The organism is Pseudonocardia sp. DR1-2, from assembly GCF_023717215.1.
Classification (GTDB): Bacteria; Actinomycetota; Actinomycetes; order Mycobacteriales; family Pseudonocardiaceae; genus Pseudonocardia; species Pseudonocardia alni.
On the sequence record NZ_JAMQOF010000005.1, the window covers coordinates 56838 to 72625 of the forward strand.

The window sequence follows — 15788 nt, forward strand, 5'->3', positions numbered from 1 at the left end:
GGAGGACCGGGACGGGAGGCGCGGATGGACGGGGGGACGCCCGCCGGGAACGGGCCGTGGGTGCGCTACGGCCGGATGGCGCTCGGTGTGCTGGCGGTGGTCGCGGTGCTGGTCCTCGAGACCGTGCTGCTGGGCGACCGCATCGCCGCCGACCTCCGGCGGATCACCGGCGGCGCGCCGGACGCACCGGCGCAGGCCGTCGTCGCGGCGCGGGCTCCGAGCCCGCCGGCGGAGCCCGCGGCGAGCGGGACCGTGGCCGGTGTGGACCTGCGGCCGCTGGACACCTGCCGGGACGGGGCGACCTGCCGGGTACGGCTGCAGGTGCGGCTGACCGGGCCGGGACCGGCCCAGGTGACCTGGCGGGTCCGCGTCGAGGACCTGTGCACGGGGGCGCGGACCGAGTCCCCCGACCGGCGGCTGCCGGTGCCGGCGGGCCCCGGCGGCCGCCTCGACGTCGTGACCGACGTGGTGCTGCCCCGCGGCGCGGCTCTGGCCGTCTCGCCGCTCGTCACGGCCCCGGCCGTGGCGGTCGGGGCGCCGATGCTGCTCCCGGCCCGGCCGGAGTGCACCGCGGGCGCGGGCCGGTGACCGGCCGGGCCGGGCGGCAGGCACGGGCCCTGCGCCGGCTGACGGGCCGCCTGCGCCGGGCGCGCCGGCTGCTGCGACCCGTCCCGCGTGGACGACCGGCGGGGGCCGCCGCCCCGCGGCCGGTCGCCCGGCCGGGGAGCGTCCGCCCCACCGGTGGGGGCGGGGTCGCCGGTGCGGCGGGTCCGGTCGCCGCGGGGGTGCTGGTGCTGCTGGGCCTGGCGAACCTGCTGGCCGTCGACGGCGTCGCCCCGGCCGGGAAGCAGGCGGCGGTGGCGGTCGTGGGGCTGGCGCTGATGGTCCTCGCGCGGCGGCTGCGCGCGGAGGCGCTGACCGTCGTCGCCGTCGGGGTGTACGCGGTCGCGGTCGCCGGGCTCGTCGTCGTCCGGGTGGCGGGGGTGTCGGCGAACGGCGCGACCCGCTGGATCGCGGTCGGGCCGCTCACCGTGCAGCCGTCGGAGCTGGCCAAGGCCGGCGTGCTGCTCCTGCTCGCGGTCGTGCTGGGCTCGGGCCGGCCGGAGTGGCAGCGCCTGCCGGTGGCGCTGGTGGTCGCCGCGGTGCCGGTCGCGCTGACCGCGCTGCAGCCCGACCTCAGCACGGCGACGCTGCTCGCGCTGGCCGCCGTCGCCGTGCTGGTCACCAGCCGGGTGTCGGTGCGGGCCGTCGCGGGCCTGGTGGGTGCCGCCGTCGTCGCCGCGCCGCTGGCCGTCGGGCTGCTGCGGCCGTACCAGGCCGAGCGGCTGGCCGCATTCCTCGGCGGGTCGGGCCAGGACCCGGGCGGGGCGGGCTGGGCGGTCGAGCAGGCCCGGATCGCGGTCGGCTCCGCACCGCTGTGGGGCCACGCCGGTGACCCGCTGGCCGGTCTGCTCGCCTCCTACCTTCCCGAACGGGACACCGACCTGGCCCCGGCCAGCGTGGTGCAGCAGTTCGGGCCGGTCGCCGGTGCGGTCCTGGCGCTCGCCGCCGGGGTCCTGGTGTGGCGGCTGGCCGTGGCCGCCCGGGAGTGCCGGACCCCGCAGGCCGGCCTCGTCGCGGCCGGGATGGCGGTGCTGTTCGGCGTCGAGGTGGTCGTCTCGACCGGCGGCAACCTGGGTCTGCTCCCGCTGGCCGGGGTCCCGTTCCCGCTGGTCAGCTTCGGTGGCACGGCGCTCGTGGTGCACCTCGTCGCGATCGGGTCGGTGTTCGGCCTGCGCCGCGACGGCGTCCGCCGGGCGCTCTGGTCGCCGCCGTCGCTGCGCCGCAGGCCGCGCCTGGTCCGGGTGCTGGCCGCCGGGGTCGTGGCGGTGCTGCTGGGGTTCGTCGCCACCGCGGCGACCCTGCAGGGAGCCGGCGGGGCCGCCCTGGCCGCGACCGCGCACGACCAGTCGACCCGCTGCGTGCCGGTCCCGGCGACCCGGGGGGCGATCCTGGACCGCGGCGGTGCGGTGCTCGCCGGCGCGACGGAGCGCACCGCGCCGTCGCGGGTCGACGCCGTCCCGGCGATGCTGCTCGCCGACCCGGCGGAGCTCGCCCGGCTCGCGGCCCTGCTGGGCACGCCGCAGGCCGCGCTGCGCGCCCGGCTGGCCGCGGTGCCCGCGACGACACCGACGCTGCCGGTCGCCGAGGTCGCCCCCGGGCTCGGCGACCGGATCGACCGCACCGGACCGGCCGGCGTCCTGGTCCGGCCCTCGGTCCGGCGGGCCTACCCGACGGGCACGCTGTTCGGGCCGCTGCTCGGCTTCGTCGGGCGGCCCGGCCCCGCCGACCTGCGCGCCGACTCCTCCCTGACCGCCGACGACGTCGTGGGGCGGGCCGGTCTGGAGGCGCAGTACGACGCGGTGCTGCGCGGTGTCGACGGGCAGCAGTGCTTCTCCGTGACCCCGGCCGGGGTCCCCGTCGCACCCGCCGAGCGGCGCGCACCCGTCCGGGGCGCCGACGTCGTCCTCGCGGTCGACACCGCCCTCCAGACCCGGCTCGCCCGCAGCCTGCTGCGCGCGCTGGACACGACCCGCAACCCGCGGGCGATCGCCTCCGCGGTCGCGCTGGACCCCCGGACCGGCCAGGTCCGCGCGATGGTGAGCCTGCCCGCCTACGACGGCGCGGTGTTCGGACCCCCGACCGACGCGGCCGCGGCGGCGGCGCTGGCACGCGCGCCCGGCGGGCCGATGCTGCAGCACGCCACCCGGTCCGCGGTCCCGCCCGGCTCGACGTTCAAGCTGGTGGTGGCCGCCGCCGACACCGCCTCCGGGGTGCAGGACCCCGGCCTGGTCGTCCCGACCGGGGCCGAGCTGACCGTCGCCGGGCACACCTTCCACAACTGGCGGCCGATGGGGCCGATGGCCATGATCGAGGCGCTGGCCTGGTCGAACGACGTGTACTTCTACAAGCTGGCGCTGGCCCTCGGGCCCGAACGGCTGGTCGGGACCGCGCGGGCGCTGGGCGTGGGGTCCCCGACCGGCGTCGACCTGCCCGGTGAGTCCGGCGGGCTGCTCGGCTCCCCGTCGGCGGGTGGGGAGCCGTGGTACGTCGGGACCACCGTCCAGCTCGGCATCGGGCAGGGCCCGGTCGAGGTGACCCCGCTGCAGAACGCCCGGTGGACGGCCGCGATCGCGACCGGTCGTCTCGTCACCCCCCGGCTGGCGGTCGCCACCGGCAGCGCCGCCACCGGGTTCTCCCCCGTGCCCGCGCCGCCGCCGCGACCGCTGCCGTTCGCCGCGACGCTCGGTCCGGTGCGGGACGGGATGCGGGCCGTGGTGGCGGGCGGGACCGGTTCGGCGCTCGCCCGGCTGCCGTTCCCGGTCGGCGCCAAGACCGGGACGGCCCAGGACGGCAGCCTGCCCGGCGAGGAGTACGACAACTGGATCACCGCCGCCGCACCGTTCGACGACCCGTCGGTGGTGGTGACGGTGCTCGTCCAGGGGCCGCCGCACGCGGCGACCGCCCCGGACACCGTCGCGGCCGAGGGGCTGCGCCAGGCGCTGCTGCCGGCGGGCTGAGCGGGCGTGCCGGTGCGGTCCGCACCCGGCGTGCCCGGACCGGGACCGACGGCCCCCGCGACCCAGGCGGTCCGGCCGTCGTGCCCGGCGCGGTCGGGGTCGACGCTGGGTGGAGCGGCCGGACGGGCCGGACCACCGACCGGGGAGTGACCATCCTGGAGACGATCTCGACCGTCCCGGAGGGCGTCGTCGGCCTGCGCGCCGTCGGCGTGCTGGACCGCGCGGACTTCGAGTCCACGATCGAGCCGATCGTCGAGGAGGCGATCCGGCTGCACCGGCCCTTCCGGCTGCTGCTGCAGCTCGGCCCCGACTACGGAGGCTTCACCGCCGGGGCGGCGTGGGAGAAGACCGGGATGTGGCTCCACCACCCCACGATGCCGCGCCTGGTCGAGGGCTACGCGCTGGTGAGCGACATCGGATGGGTGCGCGAGCTCGCCCACCTCGCGGGGGCGCTGCTGCCGTTCCCGATGCGGGTGTTCGGCAACGACCGGCTCGACGACGCCGCGGCCTGGCTGGCGTCGCTGCCCGCGACCTCGCCGGCGGCGACCGGCGGGTGAGCGCGGGGGCGGCCCGGGCCCCGGCGCCGGAGGCCGGAACGGGAGGCGGCCCTACCCGCCGCCCTCGTCGCGCGGTGGGGCACGGTGGCCCGCATCCGTCGCGGGCCCGGGAGTGGGCGGCGCCCCGTGGCCGCTCGCACCGAGCGCCCCGGTCAGCGTGTCCGCACAGAGCTCGCGGACCGCGGTCCGGTCCAGGACGGGGTTCTCCAGCCAGTCCAGACAGACGGCGACGAGGAACGACAGCCAGCCGCGCACGGCCAGCCGCACCGGTTCCGGTGCGGCGCCGGGGCCGACCACGGCCCGCAGCACACGTTCCTGCTGGCGGGCCAGGTTCCCGTCCACGATGGACCGGATGGCGGTGTCGGCACCGAGCGCTCCCCGGAACAGGGCGCGGTAGCCGTGCGGGTGGGCCCGGACGTAGTCGAGGTAGGCGTCCAGGACGGCCCGCAGGCGCTCCGGGGGCGGCAGCCGGTCGTCGGGTTCGGTGACGGCGAGCAGCGTCGCGGCCTCCTGCTCGACCACGGCGGACAGGAAGCCGCGCTTGCTCCCGAAGTAGTGGTAGAGCAGCCCGCGACTGATGCCCGCCGTGCGGGCGACGTCGTCCACCCACACCTCGTCGTAGGGCTGCGTCGCGAACAGCGCGGCCCCGGTCGCGAGCAGCTGCTGCCGGCGGGTCGCGGTGTCGAGCCGCCGGAACGCCGGCCCGGACGGGGTGTTTGACATGGGAGGGGCAGCTTACTAGCGTCGCCGCCTGTTGTACGTCGATTCAACAAGTGGGTCCGACAGGCGGAGGACGACGATGCGCAGACCGTCGGTCCGCACCGCGCGGAACGTGTGGGTCGCCGGCTTCACGCTCGCCGCGGTGCTGCAGGGAGTGTTCGGGCGGCGGTTCGCCCGGGGCACCACCTGGGGCCGCAACGCCGGATGGCAGCGGGAGATCACCGTCTGGAACGTCGGGACCCTCGTCACCGCGGCCGGTCTGGCCGGGCTGGGGCCCGAGGCCGACCGCGCGCAGGTCCGCGGCTTCGCGGTGCTGTCGACCCTGTTCGGGCTCAACCACCTCGCCGCCGCCGTGCGTGCACCGCGCAGTGGGAGCAACTGGTTCGGTGCGGGGCTCAACGCGGTCGGGATCGCCGTCGGCGTGGCGGCCCTGGTCGCACCGCGTCCCGGCACCCGCGCCCCCGACCGGCGGTGAGGTCGGGACCCGCCGGCCCGCCGGTGGTGGAGCAGGTCGACCGGGGCACCTTCCTCGTGACGGGGACCGACGTCAACTGGGTCCTGCTGCGGGAGGGCGACGCCCTCACCCTGGTCGACGGCGGCTACCCCGCCGACGTGCCGGCCGTCGAGCACTCCGTCGCGACCCTCGGCCTCCACCCTCGGGACGTCGTCGCCATCCTGGTGACCCACGCCCATGTCGACCACCTCGGGGCGGTCAACCCCTTCCACGACCGCTACGGCACCCCGGTCCACCTCCACCCGGTCGAGGTCGCCCACGCCCGCCGCGAGCACCTGGAACAGCTGGCGCCCGCCCGGGTGGTGGCCGCACTGTGGCGGCCTGCCGTCCTGCCCTGGGCGGTCCGCGTCGCCCGGGCCGGGGCGGGCAGGGACGTCGCCGCCCCGCACGCGCGGCCGTTCCCGACGGGGCAGGCCCTGGACCTGCCCGGTGCGCCGGTGCCGGTGCCGACCGGCGGCCACACGTCCGGCCACACCGCCTTCCACCTCCCGGCCTCGGGCGCCGTGATCACCGGTGACGGCCTCGTCACCGGGCACGCCCTGTCCCCGGTCACCGGGCCCCAGCTGCTCCCGGCGTGGTTCGACCACGGGACCGACGCCGAGATGCAGGCGGCGCTGTCCGTACTGGCCGGGCTGGACGCCGACCTGCTGCTGCCCGGACACGGCCCCGTGCACCGCGGGCCGGTGCGCGAGGCCGTGGACCGGGCGTCCGGGGGCAGGCCCGGCGACGGCGACCGCACGAGGAGAGGACGACGACGATGACCCGAGGGCGGGGACCACGGCGGTTCCGGGAGCAGCGCTGGCTGGTCGACGAGGCCCTGCGGGTCCGCGACGTCGAGTTCGACCAGCCCCGCCTGGGCTACCACCTGGGTGCCGTCGGCGACGAGCTCGCGCCGGCCGAGACGGCCGCCCTCCGGGCGGGGATCAGCAAGCTCGCCGACTACGTCCCGGTGGTGCGGTCGTTCGCCGAGCGCCGTACGCGCCGGGCCGAGGACGCCGAGCGACGTGGCCACCCGGACAGTGCCGCGGTGCACCACTTCGCCGCAGCCCAGATGTGGTCGCTCGCGTGCTGGCCGGTCTGGGAGGACGACGCGCTGGCCCACGAGCTCGACGACCGCAAGAACGCCGCCTACCTGGCGTGGGCCCGCAGCGCCGCACACCGCGTCGAGCGGGTCGACGTCCCGTTCGGCGACGCCGCGCTTCCCGGATGGCTCCATCTCCCCCGCGGCGTCGAGGGTCCGCTGCCCACGGTGCTGGCCGTCGGGGGCATGGACGCGCCCCGCGAGATGCTGGTCGCCCGCACCGGCAGCCCGTGGCTCGCCCGCGGCGTCGCCGTGCTGGCCCTGGACGGCCCCGGCCAGGGCGAGGCGGCGATCCGCGGCGTCCACGTCACCCCCACCGCGTGGGCGGAGGCCGGCGACGCCGTCATGGACTGGATCCGCGGCCGTCGCGAGCTCGACGCCACCCGCGTCGTGGCCACCGGCACCAGCTTCGGGTCGTTCTGGATGTCCCAGCTCGCCTCCACCCAGCCCGGCCTGCTCGGCTGCTCGGTGGCCCTGCCCTGCTTCGAGCCCGGCGCCCACACGATCTTCGAGCAGGCCCCGCCGACGTTCAAGGCGCGCCACATGTGGATGGCCGGGCTCTACGACGACGAGGACGCCTTCGACGCGATGGCCGCCCGGTACGACCTGCGGCCGCACGCCGAGGCGATGCCGGTGCCGTGGCAGATCGTCGGGGGCACGGCCGACGACCTCTCCCCCTCGTCCTGGGTCCACGAGATGGCGCGCCGGTCCCCCTCCCCGACCTCGGTCGCCCTTTACACCGGCGCCCGGCACTCGATGACCGAGGCCTCGTCGGTCGCGTTCGGGCCCGGGTGGCGGACGCTGCAGGTCGAGTGGCTGCACGACCGCCTCCGCGGCCGCACCCCGGTGAGCGAGGACCTACTCGTCCTGCCCTCGGGAGAGGTCACCGGCGCCCGCTGAGTCCCGTGCTTCCTCCTCGTGGCGTCGTCTGCAGCAGAGTGTCACCGCCGCCCAGGCCGAGCACGGCGCGGACTCGGTCGGCCTCCGACCTCCGGCTCGGCCAGTGCGGTCTCCTGTCGAGCCCGGCCGGAGGGCCGGCTGCAACGGCGAGCCCGGTGGGCTGCGCGTAGCCGCGTCTGCCCGAGCGTGCCGACGACGTCGCGACGGCCGGGTCCACGGTGGCGAGGTCCCTCATCCTGCGCCGGCGGGGACGACGAGCACCGGACGGGACTGGTGTCCGATCAGGCCATGGGAGACCGAGGGCTCGACCAGCCGGGCCAGGGCGCTGCCCGGCCCCTCCCCCCTGGTCCCGACCACGATCATGAACGCGTCGACGGCGTCCGCTGCAGCGGCCAGCGCCGCGACCGGAGCGCCGCGGACCGTTTCCTGGCTGTACCCGGCTCCGGCGTGCCCCGCCCGGCGCAGCAGTGCCTCGACACGGGCGTGCTGGTCGGCGAGTCGTCGTTCGGCCTCGGTGTCGAAGTCGGCGGAGTCGGGGTCGACGGGGTAGTCGCGGCTGTCGACGACGTGGACGACGTGCAGGTCGGCGCCGAGCCGCGACGCCAGATCGGCGGCGACCCGCACCGCGCGGTCCCCGGTCGGTCCGTGGGTGTGGCCGAGCAGGAGGACGGGTCGGACCATGGTCCCTCGCTCTCGGAGGACCGTGCGGGCGTCGCCCACCGCGGGCCCTCGGCAGGTGGCCCTTCCTAGGGCTGCACCGGAACCGGTTCGATGTGGGCCTCCGGCCCGGGGAACACGAGGGTCTCGTGGTCGTCCTCCACCCACCGGACCCGGTACGGCGGTGTGCCGTCCGCGTGCGGGACCTCGATGATGCGCCCCTGCCGGCGCCGGTCGTCGAGGTAGCGCCCCTCGATGACCACCCAGTCACCCACCTGTGCGTGCATCCCGCCTCCCGAGCCCGGTGTGTGCCCCGACCGTGGCGTGCGGCCGCTCCGCGGACCAGGGCCCTCCGGCCGGGATCGCGGGGGACCTCGGTCCGTCGTCCCGGCGGGACGGGCCGGAAGGCCCTGCCCGGGCCGCGCGGGGCGCACGGACAGTACGGGTATGTCCACCTGGTCGTCGCTCGGGATCGCCGTGCTACTGGTCCTCGTGGTGGTCCTCGCCCTGTGCCTGAGGATCGTCCAGCAGTACCAGCGCGGTGTCGTCTTCCGGTTCGGGCGGGTGCTCGGACACATCCGGGAGCCCGGTCTGCGGCTGCTGGTCCCGTTCGCCGACCGCATGGTGAAGGTCAGCACCCAGGTCGTGGTGCTCGCCGTCGCACCGCAGGGCGCGATCACGCGGGACAACGTGACGGTCGAGGTCGACGCGGCCGTCTACTTCCGGGTCGTCGACCCGGTCAAGGCGATCGTCAACGTCCAGGACTACACGCACGCCGTGTCCCAGGTCGCCCAGACCTCCCTGCGCACGATCATCGGCCGGGCCGACCTGGACACCCTGCTCTCCGACCGCGACCGGATCAGCGCCGAGCTGAAGGCGGTGATCGACGCGCCGACCGAGCAGCCGTGGGGGGTGCGCATCGAGCTCGTGGAGCTCAAGGACATCTCGCTGCCCGAGTCGATGAAGCGTTCCATGTCCCGGCAGGCCGAGGCCGAGCGCGAGCGGCGGGCGCGGGTCATCGCCGCCGACGGGGAGCGGCAGGCCTCCGAGCAGCTCGCGGCCGCGGCGGCGGCGATGGCGCACACCCCCGGCGCGATGCACCTGCGGCTGCTCCAGACCGTCGCCGATGTCGCGGTGGAGAAGAACAGCACGCTCGTCATGCCGTTCCCGGTGGAGCTGCTCCGCTTCTTCGGGCACTCCGACCCCGACGGGGCGGCACCGTCCGTCACGTGGGAACGGGCCCCGGGGACGGCGTCACCCTCCCGGCCGGTCGACGGGCCGGAACCGGGCTGGTTCGCGCCGGCGGAGCCGAACGGTTCCCCCGGGGCCCGCGCCGGGAGCCCCACCGGAGCGGGCCCCGACGGAGATCGATGACCGACCGCAACCGAAGGAGCACTCGATGACCACACGACGGACCGTGACCGACTTCGCGGGGATCCACATCGGAACCGTCGACGACGACGGTCGGTTCTTCGACTACGCGGGAGTGCACGCCGGTGCCCTCGGCGCGGACCTCGTCGTCCGGGACTTCGAGGGCATCCGGATCGGGCGGGTCGCACCGGGAGGCACCCCCCGACACGCCCGGGCCGAGGCCGCGACGTCGTGACGTGACCACCCGCTCGGCGCGCCGACTCTCACCGTGTCCAGACGCCGGCGGTGACCGTCCGGATGCCCGTCGCCCCGCCGTCGGAGTAGCCGTCACCGGGGACGACGGCAGGGGCGACCCGCATCCGGCAGCAGCGATCGCCACCGTCACGAGTACGGCGACGACGGCCCCTCGACCCGAGCGGCTCGGCCGCGTCATGGGAACCCCCTCCGTCGGCGATGCGGCCCGCGGTGCACCCGCCGGTCGTGCCCGTCCCTGAGGCGAGGGGCACGACCGGACGGGACTGTCGTCCTCCCGCGCCGGCCGGGAGGTACGTCGACTCGCCCGACTGCGATCACCAGCGGCGCATCCGGTCCATCTCCCGCTGGATACGGTCCTCGGTGACGGGGTCGGGACCGAAGGCCTCGACACCGTGGGCGACCACCCCGATCCCCCAGAAGACCAGCGGGAAGATCGGCCAGAAGAAGCCGTTCCCGCTCCAGGCCCAGATCGCGATCAGCATGGCGTTGACCGCGAGATAGACGGGCAGGTGGGTGCGGAACTCCGCCTGCTTGCGCAACCGCCGCACCGCGCGGTCGCGCAGGCTCCCCTCCGTCGCGGCCGTGGCTCCCGGCTCGCCGACCGGGCGGGGTGCGGCCTCCTCGTGACGCTCCATCGCGGTGTCTCCTCACCGTCCGCGGGCGCCCGGTGCGCCCGTCGCACCGCAGGGTCCGACCACGGAGGCCGGTGCCGGAAGAGCAGCCGGACCTGCGAGGCCGGGACCAACGGCCGGTAGCTGTTCGGCCCGCGTACCGGGGGAAGGCGCGCGGGCCGGAGCTGGGCGGTCAGTGCTGCGCATAGGCGGCGAGGACCTCCGGGCGGAGCGTCGCCCGCGCCGCGCCCTCGGCCACACAGGTCGTCGGGTTCTCGGCGTGCTTGACCGGGACGCCGAACGCCGTCTCGAGCGAGCGGGCGATACCCGCGGACAACGACCCGCCCCCGACCAGCAGCAGACCGTCGGTGAGCACGTCGTCGAGCACCTGGACGGGCAGGTCGTCCAGGCAGCCGACGAGACCGCCCACGACGGAGGCCGTCACCGGCGCGAGCACCTCCAGCACCTCACCGGCGGGCAGCGTGAGCGTGCGCGGGCGACCGCTCGCGGTGTCGCGGCCCTGCACGGACAGGTCCCGGCCACCGTCCTGGGCGCCGTCCTCACCGGTCGCGGCGCACTTGAGCGCCTCCGCGGTGGCCGCGGTCACCGACAGCCGGTGGTGCCCGCGCAGGTGCCCCAGCAGGGCACCGGTCATCACGTCCCCGGCGGACCGGTGCGACCGGTGGGCCAGAACGTCCCCGAAGCAGAACGCGGCGATCTCCGCCGTCCCGGCACCGACGTCGACGACCAGGTGTGCGCGCCGGTCCAGGGGATCGATCCCGCATCCGAGACCGGCCGCGACCGGTGCGACCAGGGCGTACACCTGGCCGATCCCGACCTCGTCGGCGACCTCCAGCAGGGCCCGCTGCTCGAGCCGGGTCGCCCCGACCGGGGTCCCGATCACGGCGGTGGCCCGCGTGCGCGCCCACGGGCGGGGGACGGCCCGCCGCACCACCGCGCGCAGGTACGTGCGCGCGGCGTCCAGGTCGGCGACGACGCCGTGGCGGAACGGTCGCTGCACCTCCCGCCCCGTGGGGAGACGTCCCGTCAGGGCCTCGGCCTCCAGCCCGATCAGCACGGGCAGGGTGCGCCGGCCGTGACCGGTCGTCAGGAGCACCGACGGTTCGTCGAAGACGAACCCGCCGTCGCCGTCGTGGACGACCGTCCGCGCCGTCCCCGGGTCGAGCCCGACACCGGACATGAGCACCTCCCACCAGCCGCCGGCCGCCTCCGGGGCCGCCGGGCTCCGCACCGTTGGTGACAGGGTCGCCACAACGCCGCCACCGCGGCCAGTGCCGAACGGCCCGCGAGGGCCGGGTCCCCACGAGCCGGGCGGGACCACCAGGCCCTCCGGCCGGGACGTCCGGACCTGGCGCGGTCCCGCCCGGCGGGCCATCGTCGGGCGCTTCCGGCCACGGAGAGGGAGAGGACCCATCATGATCACCACCGTCGACGGACTCCCCGACGGCGTGGACGGCATCCGCGTGAGCGGGATGATCACCCGTCGGGACCTGGAGACCGTCGTGGTCCCGATGCTCGACCGGGCGGCCGCCGACCACGCGCGGCTGCGTGTGCTCGCCCTCGTCGAGGACGGTGTCGACGGCATCGCACCGGACGCCGTGTGGGAGGACCTGGCGGTCGGCGTGCGTGCCACGTCGTTGGTCGAGGGCTACGCGATGGTGACCGACCGGGAGCCCGTCCGGCTCGCCGCCCGGGTGCTGGCCGTCCTGCTGCCGTACTCGCTGCGGGTGTTCGGCTCCGACGACCGGGAGCGGGCCGTCGCGTGGCTGACGGGCCTCCCCCGCGCCGGGTTCGCCGTCGATCTCGACGGCACCGGCGGCGTCGCCGTCGTCCGGGTCGAGCGCCCCCTCCGCCCCGCCGACTTCGATGTCCTGGGCCGCGAGCTGGACCGCTGGCTCACCGACCACGCCGAGCTCCGCGGGCTGGTGCTCACGGCGCCCTCGACGCCCGGCTGGGAGAGCCTGCCCGCACTGGTGCGCCACGCCGGGTTCGTGCTCGAGCACCACCGGCGGGTCCGCCGGCTCGCGCTGGCCGTGGACGGGCTGCTGCCCGAGCTCGCGCCGGTGCTGGCCGGTCCGGTACTGCACCCGGAGATCCGGCGGTTCCACCGCGCGAACCTCGACGCCGCGATCGCCTGGGCACGCGCCGAGGACCCCGCCCCGATCGGCCTCTGAAGGAGGGCGGGAGGTCCGCGATCCCCCGTCCCGGCCCGGCCAGATCGTTAAGATGCCGAGATTCATCCGTGGCTACATAGTTCTCCGCCTGCATTCTTCCTCCATTGTTGCTCCACCCGGACGGCGAATCGGCGCGCGATTTCCGGCGATCATCGGGAGGCGTCGGACAGGAGGGCGATGATGATCAGCGGGCACGAGATCCGCCTCTGCGAGCGGTGCTGGAACCCGATCCCGAAGGGCCGGGCATGCCTGGTCGGCCGGCACGCCGACCCCGCGTATCCACTGCTGCAGACCCCGCGCAGCTTCCGGCACGTACGGGGCGACCCGGCCTGCACCGGGGCCCAGACCACCGGCCCGGATCCGGCGATCGGCACCACGTTCTGATCCGGTGACACCCGTGACCCCGCCCACGAGGCGGGGTCACGGGTGCGTGCGCACGGTCGTGCGCGCCGGGAACGGTACCGGCCCCGCGGCCGGTAGCTGCACGGCCGCGGGGCGGAGAGCGGGGAGCGGACTAGCTCCGGTCGAGGATGTGTGCGACGAGGCGGCTCATGAGACCGTCCGCCGCCATCCGGTGGCCGAACTCCTCCCAGGCCCAGATCTCGCGGGCGAGCAGCTCGCCGACCGGTCCCGGGTAGTGCGCCGCGGCGCTGAGTGCGGCGGTGCGCAGGCGCATGCGCTCGTGCGATGACATGGCCGGCGTCTCGGGGTCTCCCACAACCACGAGAATGCCGGAAACGACCCCGTCCGGAACAGGACCGTCCGGCCGAAGAATCCGCGGAGACGGCTATCCCCCGGAATTGGCGGATTCCGAGTAGCTGGATTCCCGAGACAGTTCTGGGGAATCCGGCTGCCGGGCCGGCCGGTCGATGCGACCACCGACGCTCCTCGGGAGACCAGGTGCGCGAGGCACCGGCGGACAGGGGGCGATCGACTCGGCGGACGGGGCCTTTCGGCCCCCGAGGTCGTGCCGTCCGGCCGTTGCTCCGGGCCCCGGTCGCGAGCACGGTCGGTCGACCGGTCCCCGAGCACTGGAGCCGATGATGGCCACCTACTCCTACCGCTGTCGCGTGCACGGCGAGTTCGACGCCCGACTGCCGTTGGGCGCCGCTCCCGGCAGCCGGGGATGCCCGGTGTGCGGCACCCAGGCACCCCGCAGGTGGTCCGGTGTCGCGCTGCTCGGGCGGGGACCGGCCGTCGCTCTCGTCGACCGCTGCGAGCGCTCGCGCACCGAGCCCGAGGTCGTCACCAGCATCCCCGCGCGACCGCGCACCGCGCGGCGGCCCGCTCCGTCGGCCGCCGCCCACCGCCTTCCCCGCCCGTGACCGGGCGGACCCGGCACCGTCCGTCATTCCCGCCACCCTGGAGCTCTGATCCGTCATGCCCGAGGTCGTCTTCCCGCTGGACTCCCAGAAGCGCTTCACCGAGCAGCGCATCGTCGGCCACAACCGCTGGCACCCCGACATCCCGGCCCTGGTCCAGGTCCGTCCCGGCGACACGTTCCGGGTGGACTGCCGGGAGTGGTTCGACGGCGCCATCCACAACGACGACTCCGCCGACGACATCCTCAACGCGCCGCTGAACTCGGTGCACGTGCTGTCCGGGCCGATCTCGGTCCTCGGCGCCGAACCCGGCGACCTGCTGATCGTCGACATCCTCGACGTCGGCCCGATCCCGCAGGAGGACTCCGGTCCGCTGGCAGGCCAGGGCTGGGGCTACACCGGGGTGTTCGCCACCCGCAACGGCGGCGGCTTCCTCACCGAGCAGTTCCCCGACGCCTACAAGGTCGTCTGGGACTTCCGGGGTGGCGTCGCGACGTCCCGGCACGTCCCGCACGTGTCGTTCACCGGCATCGTGCACCCCGGCTTGATGGGCACCGCGCCCTCGGCCGAGCTGCTCGCCCGCTGGAACGCCCGCGAACAGCGGCTGATCGACACCGACCCGCAGCGGGTGCCACCGCTGGCCCTGCCGCCGCAGCCGGACTCGGCGATCCTCTCCAACCTCCTCGGCAGCGAGTTCGACCGCGTCGCCGGAGAGGCCGCCCGCACCGCACCGCCCCGCGAGAACGGCGGCAACCAGGACATCAAGAACCTGACCAAGGGCTCGCGGATCTTCTACCCGGTGTTCGTCGAGGGCGCCAAGCTGTCCATGGGCGACCTGCACTTCTCCCAGGGTGACGGCGAGATCACCTTCTGCGGCGCGATCGAGATGGGCGGGTTCATGGACCTGGCCGTGGACGTGATCAAGGGTGGGATGGACCTCTACGGCGTCGGCGAGAACGCCGTCTTCATGCCCGGCCGCACGGACCCGCAGTACAGCGAGTGGCTCGCGTTCTCCGGGACCTCCGTCACACTGGACGGCGAGCAGCGCTACCTGGACTCGCACCTGTCGTACCAGCGTGCCTGCCTGCACGCGATCGACTACCTGCAGCAGTTCGGCTACTCCGACATCCAGGCCTACATGATCCTCGGCGCCGCGCCGATCGAGGGCCGCCTCTCCGGTGTCGTGGACATCCCGAACTCGTGCTCGACGGTCTACATCCCGACCGAGATCTTCGACTTCCCGGTGCGCCCCGACAAGGCCGGTCCCGAGCGGATCGACCCCGGCATGGGCGTCCCCCGGGCCGCGGCGGGCTGAGTGTCATGGGCACCGTCGGACTGTTCTACGTCGGGGCCGTGCTGTTCGTGAACGGCCTCATGCTGCTGGGCCTGGTCGAGGGCCGCTCCGCGGCACCGATCAACCTGTTCGTCGGCGCGCTGCAGGTCCTCACCCCGACGTACCTGCTGTTCACCGCCGGCGCGGACCCGGCCAAGATCCTCGCCGCGTCCGGGCTGTACCTGTTCGGGTTCACCTACCTCTATGTCGGCATCGGACAGCTCGCCGGCCTCGACAGCACCGGCGTCGGCTGGTTCTCGCTGTTCGTCGCCGTCTCCGCGCTGGGTTACTCGTGGGCGAACTTCTCCCTCCTCGGCGACGCCGCGTTCGGCGTGATCTGGCTGTACTGGGCGTTCCTCTGGGGGCTGTTCTTCGTCCTGCTCGGACTCAAGCGGGAGCGGATCGCCCGCTACACCGGAGCCGTCACCGCGATCCAGGCCTGGGTCACCGCGGCCGTCCCGGCGTTCGTGCTGCTCACCAGCGGATCGCTGCCGGGGTGGTCGGCCGTCGCACTCGCCGTCTTCGGGGTCGTGGTGTTCGGCGGGCTCACCCCGCTCATCCTGCGCTCCGGGGGCGCGCCACCGGAGCAGCCTGCCGAACGCCCGTCCCGGACGCCGGGAAGGCACGGGGTCGCTGCGGGCTGAGCGGGTCCGGGGCCCGGCCGCCGACGGGAGGCGGCCGGGGCCCGGTGCCCGCGCGACCCGATCACGAC

General features: G+C 75.5%; 19 protein-coding genes. 13 read left to right on the plus strand and 6 right to left on the minus strand.

Features of this window, described 5'->3' with window-relative positions; all coding sequences use genetic code 11:
* The first annotated feature begins 24 nt into the window (after window positions 1–24).
* The 3 genes from ND486_RS15950 (at window position 25) to ND486_RS15960 (ending at window position 4117) form a co-directional block, all read left to right on the plus strand.
* The gene (locus ND486_RS15950; protein WP_251784965.1) at window positions 25–588 is read left to right on the plus strand and encodes a hypothetical protein; all 564 of its coding nucleotides are present in this window, start codon (window positions 25–27) and stop codon (window positions 586–588) included.
* Window positions 585–3560 (plus strand): FtsW/RodA/SpoVE family cell cycle protein, encoded by a 2976-nt coding sequence (locus ND486_RS15955; RefSeq protein WP_251784966.1) that lies wholly within the window; start codon window positions 585–587, stop codon window positions 3558–3560. Before ND486_RS15950 ends, ND486_RS15955 begins: the two co-directional genes overlap by 4 nt.
* 146 nt (window positions 3561–3706) lie before the next feature.
* Window positions 3707–4117 (plus strand): STAS/SEC14 domain-containing protein, encoded by a 411-nt coding sequence (locus ND486_RS15960; RefSeq protein WP_251784967.1) that lies wholly within the window; start codon window positions 3707–3709, stop codon window positions 4115–4117.
* A gap of 51 nt (window positions 4118–4168) precedes the next feature.
* Here ND486_RS15960 and ND486_RS15965 read toward each other — a convergent pair whose 3' ends face one another.
* Window positions 4169–4840, minus strand: a complete 672-nt coding sequence (locus tag ND486_RS15965; RefSeq protein WP_251784968.1) for a TetR/AcrR family transcriptional regulator — start codon at window positions 4838–4840, stop codon at window positions 4169–4171.
* Between the two features lie 76 nt (window positions 4841–4916).
* On the opposite strand from ND486_RS15965, the gene ND486_RS15970 reads away from it, so the two are divergent.
* Genes ND486_RS15970 through ND486_RS15980 form a run of 3 tightly spaced genes read left to right on the plus strand, consistent with a single transcriptional unit; the run spans window position 4917 to window position 7332 of the window.
* Window positions 4917–5312, plus strand: a complete 396-nt coding sequence (locus tag ND486_RS15970) for a hypothetical protein (protein WP_251784969.1) — start codon at window positions 4917–4919, stop codon at window positions 5310–5312.
* The gene (locus tag ND486_RS15975) at window positions 5309–6112 is read left to right on the plus strand and encodes an MBL fold metallo-hydrolase (RefSeq protein WP_251784970.1); all 804 of its coding nucleotides are present in this window, start codon (window positions 5309–5311) and stop codon (window positions 6110–6112) included. The genes ND486_RS15970 and ND486_RS15975 overlap by 4 nt, the downstream gene beginning before the upstream one ends.
* Window positions 6109–7332 carry a S9 family peptidase gene (locus tag ND486_RS15980; RefSeq protein WP_251784971.1) on the plus strand — a complete coding sequence of 408 codons (1224 nt, stop codon included), beginning with the start codon at window positions 6109–6111 and terminating at the stop codon, window positions 7330–7332. The genes ND486_RS15975 and ND486_RS15980 overlap by 4 nt, the downstream gene beginning before the upstream one ends.
* Before the next feature lie 231 nt (window positions 7333–7563).
* On the opposite strand, the gene ND486_RS15985 is transcribed toward ND486_RS15980, so the two are convergent.
* Both ND486_RS15985 and ND486_RS15990 read right to left on the minus strand, forming a co-directional pair.
* Complete coding sequence (locus tag ND486_RS15985; protein WP_251784972.1) at window positions 7564–8013, minus strand: universal stress protein; 450 nt, start codon at window positions 8011–8013, stop codon at window positions 7564–7566.
* A 65-nt stretch (window positions 8014–8078) separates the two neighbouring features.
* Window positions 8079–8276, minus strand: a complete 198-nt coding sequence (locus ND486_RS15990; RefSeq protein ID WP_251784973.1) for a DUF1918 domain-containing protein — start codon at window positions 8274–8276, stop codon at window positions 8079–8081.
* Window positions 8277–8436: 160 nt separating this feature from the next.
* Between ND486_RS15990 and ND486_RS15995 the strand changes: the two genes are divergently transcribed.
* Both ND486_RS15995 and ND486_RS16000 read left to right on the plus strand, forming a co-directional pair.
* Complete coding sequence (locus ND486_RS15995) at window positions 8437–9363, plus strand: SPFH domain-containing protein (protein WP_251784974.1); 927 nt, start codon at window positions 8437–8439, stop codon at window positions 9361–9363.
* A gap of 25 nt (window positions 9364–9388) precedes the next feature.
* Window positions 9389–9595 (plus strand): hypothetical protein, encoded by a 207-nt coding sequence (locus ND486_RS16000; RefSeq protein ID WP_251784975.1) that lies wholly within the window; start codon window positions 9389–9391, stop codon window positions 9593–9595.
* Between the two features lie 334 nt (window positions 9596–9929).
* Here the strand turns inward: ND486_RS16000 and ND486_RS16005 are convergent, their stop codons facing one another.
* Complete coding sequence (locus ND486_RS16005; RefSeq protein WP_251784976.1) at window positions 9930–10250, minus strand: 2TM domain-containing protein; 321 nt, start codon at window positions 10248–10250, stop codon at window positions 9930–9932.
* A 169-nt stretch (window positions 10251–10419) separates the two neighbouring features.
* On the minus strand, window positions 10420–11478 hold the full coding sequence (locus tag ND486_RS16010; protein ID WP_251784977.1) for a rod shape-determining protein: 1059 nt from the start codon (window positions 11476–11478) through the stop codon (window positions 10420–10422).
* Window positions 11479–11662: 184 nt separating this feature from the next.
* On the opposite strand from ND486_RS16010, the gene ND486_RS16015 reads away from it, so the two are divergent.
* Window positions 11663–12421: an STAS/SEC14 domain-containing protein gene (locus ND486_RS16015; RefSeq protein ID WP_251784978.1), complete on the plus strand. Its 759-nt coding sequence runs from the start codon at window positions 11663–11665 to the stop codon at window positions 12419–12421.
* Between the two features lie 180 nt (window positions 12422–12601).
* Window positions 12602–12805: a hypothetical protein gene (locus ND486_RS16020; protein WP_251784979.1), complete on the plus strand. Its 204-nt coding sequence runs from the start codon at window positions 12602–12604 to the stop codon at window positions 12803–12805.
* Between the two features lie 130 nt (window positions 12806–12935).
* On the opposite strand, the gene ND486_RS16025 is transcribed toward ND486_RS16020, so the two are convergent.
* On the minus strand, window positions 12936–13115 hold the full coding sequence (locus ND486_RS16025; RefSeq protein WP_251784980.1) for a hypothetical protein: 180 nt from the start codon (window positions 13113–13115) through the stop codon (window positions 12936–12938).
* A gap of 349 nt (window positions 13116–13464) precedes the next feature.
* Here ND486_RS16025 and ND486_RS16030 point away from each other — a divergent pair, with 349 nt between their 5' ends.
* The 3 genes from ND486_RS16030 to ND486_RS16040 are packed head-to-tail and all read left to right on the plus strand — an operon-like array spanning window position 13465 to window position 15720.
* A complete protein-coding gene (locus ND486_RS16030; RefSeq protein WP_251784981.1) occupies window positions 13465–13746 on the plus strand; it encodes an FmdB family zinc ribbon protein in 282 nt (93 codons plus the stop codon).
* 55 nt (window positions 13747–13801) lie between these two features.
* The gene (gene fmdA, locus ND486_RS16035; protein ID WP_251784982.1) at window positions 13802–15058 is read left to right on the plus strand and encodes a formamidase; all 1257 of its coding nucleotides are present in this window, start codon (window positions 13802–13804) and stop codon (window positions 15056–15058) included.
* Between the two features lie 5 nt (window positions 15059–15063).
* Window positions 15064–15720, plus strand: a complete 657-nt coding sequence (locus ND486_RS16040) for an AmiS/UreI family transporter (protein ID WP_251784983.1) — start codon at window positions 15064–15066, stop codon at window positions 15718–15720.
* The last annotated feature ends 68 nt before the right edge of the window (window positions 15721–15788 follow it).

What these genes read in the sequence shown, in the direction of transcription:
- ND486_RS15980 (WP_251784971.1), top strand. Translation starts at nt 6,109, where the DNA reads ATGACCCGAGGGCGGGGACCACGGCGGTTCCGGGAGCAGCGCTGGCTG.
- ND486_RS15950 (WP_251784965.1), top strand. Translation starts at nt 25, where the DNA reads ATGGACGGGGGGACGCCCGCCGGGAACGGGCCGTGGGTGCGCTACGGC.
- ND486_RS16005 (WP_251784976.1), bottom strand. Translation starts at nt 10,250, where the DNA reads ATGGAGCGTCACGAGGAGGCCGCACCCCGCCCGGTCGGCGAGCCGGGA.
- fmdA (WP_251784982.1), top strand. Translation starts at nt 13,802, where the DNA reads ATGCCCGAGGTCGTCTTCCCGCTGGACTCCCAGAAGCGCTTCACCGAG.
- ND486_RS15970 (WP_251784969.1), top strand. Translation starts at nt 4,917, where the DNA reads ATGCGCAGACCGTCGGTCCGCACCGCGCGGAACGTGTGGGTCGCCGGC.
- ND486_RS16015 (WP_251784978.1), top strand. Translation starts at nt 11,663, where the DNA reads ATGATCACCACCGTCGACGGACTCCCCGACGGCGTGGACGGCATCCGC.
- ND486_RS15990 (WP_251784973.1), bottom strand. Translation starts at nt 8,276, where the DNA reads ATGCACGCACAGGTGGGTGACTGGGTGGTCATCGAGGGGCGCTACCTC.
- ND486_RS16030 (WP_251784981.1), top strand. Translation starts at nt 13,465, where the DNA reads ATGGCCACCTACTCCTACCGCTGTCGCGTGCACGGCGAGTTCGACGCC.
- ND486_RS15995 (WP_251784974.1), top strand. Translation starts at nt 8,437, where the DNA reads ATGTCCACCTGGTCGTCGCTCGGGATCGCCGTGCTACTGGTCCTCGTG.
- ND486_RS16040 (WP_251784983.1), top strand. Translation starts at nt 15,064, where the DNA reads ATGGGCACCGTCGGACTGTTCTACGTCGGGGCCGTGCTGTTCGTGAAC.
- ND486_RS15965 (WP_251784968.1), bottom strand. Translation starts at nt 4,840, where the DNA reads ATGTCAAACACCCCGTCCGGGCCGGCGTTCCGGCGGCTCGACACCGCG.
- ND486_RS15985 (WP_251784972.1), bottom strand. Translation starts at nt 8,013, where the DNA reads ATGGTCCGACCCGTCCTCCTGCTCGGCCACACCCACGGACCGACCGGG.
- ND486_RS16025 (WP_251784980.1), bottom strand. Translation starts at nt 13,115, where the DNA reads ATGTCATCGCACGAGCGCATGCGCCTGCGCACCGCCGCACTCAGCGCC.
- ND486_RS16020 (WP_251784979.1), top strand. Translation starts at nt 12,602, where the DNA reads ATGATCAGCGGGCACGAGATCCGCCTCTGCGAGCGGTGCTGGAACCCG.
- ND486_RS16000 (WP_251784975.1), top strand. Translation starts at nt 9,389, where the DNA reads ATGACCACACGACGGACCGTGACCGACTTCGCGGGGATCCACATCGGA.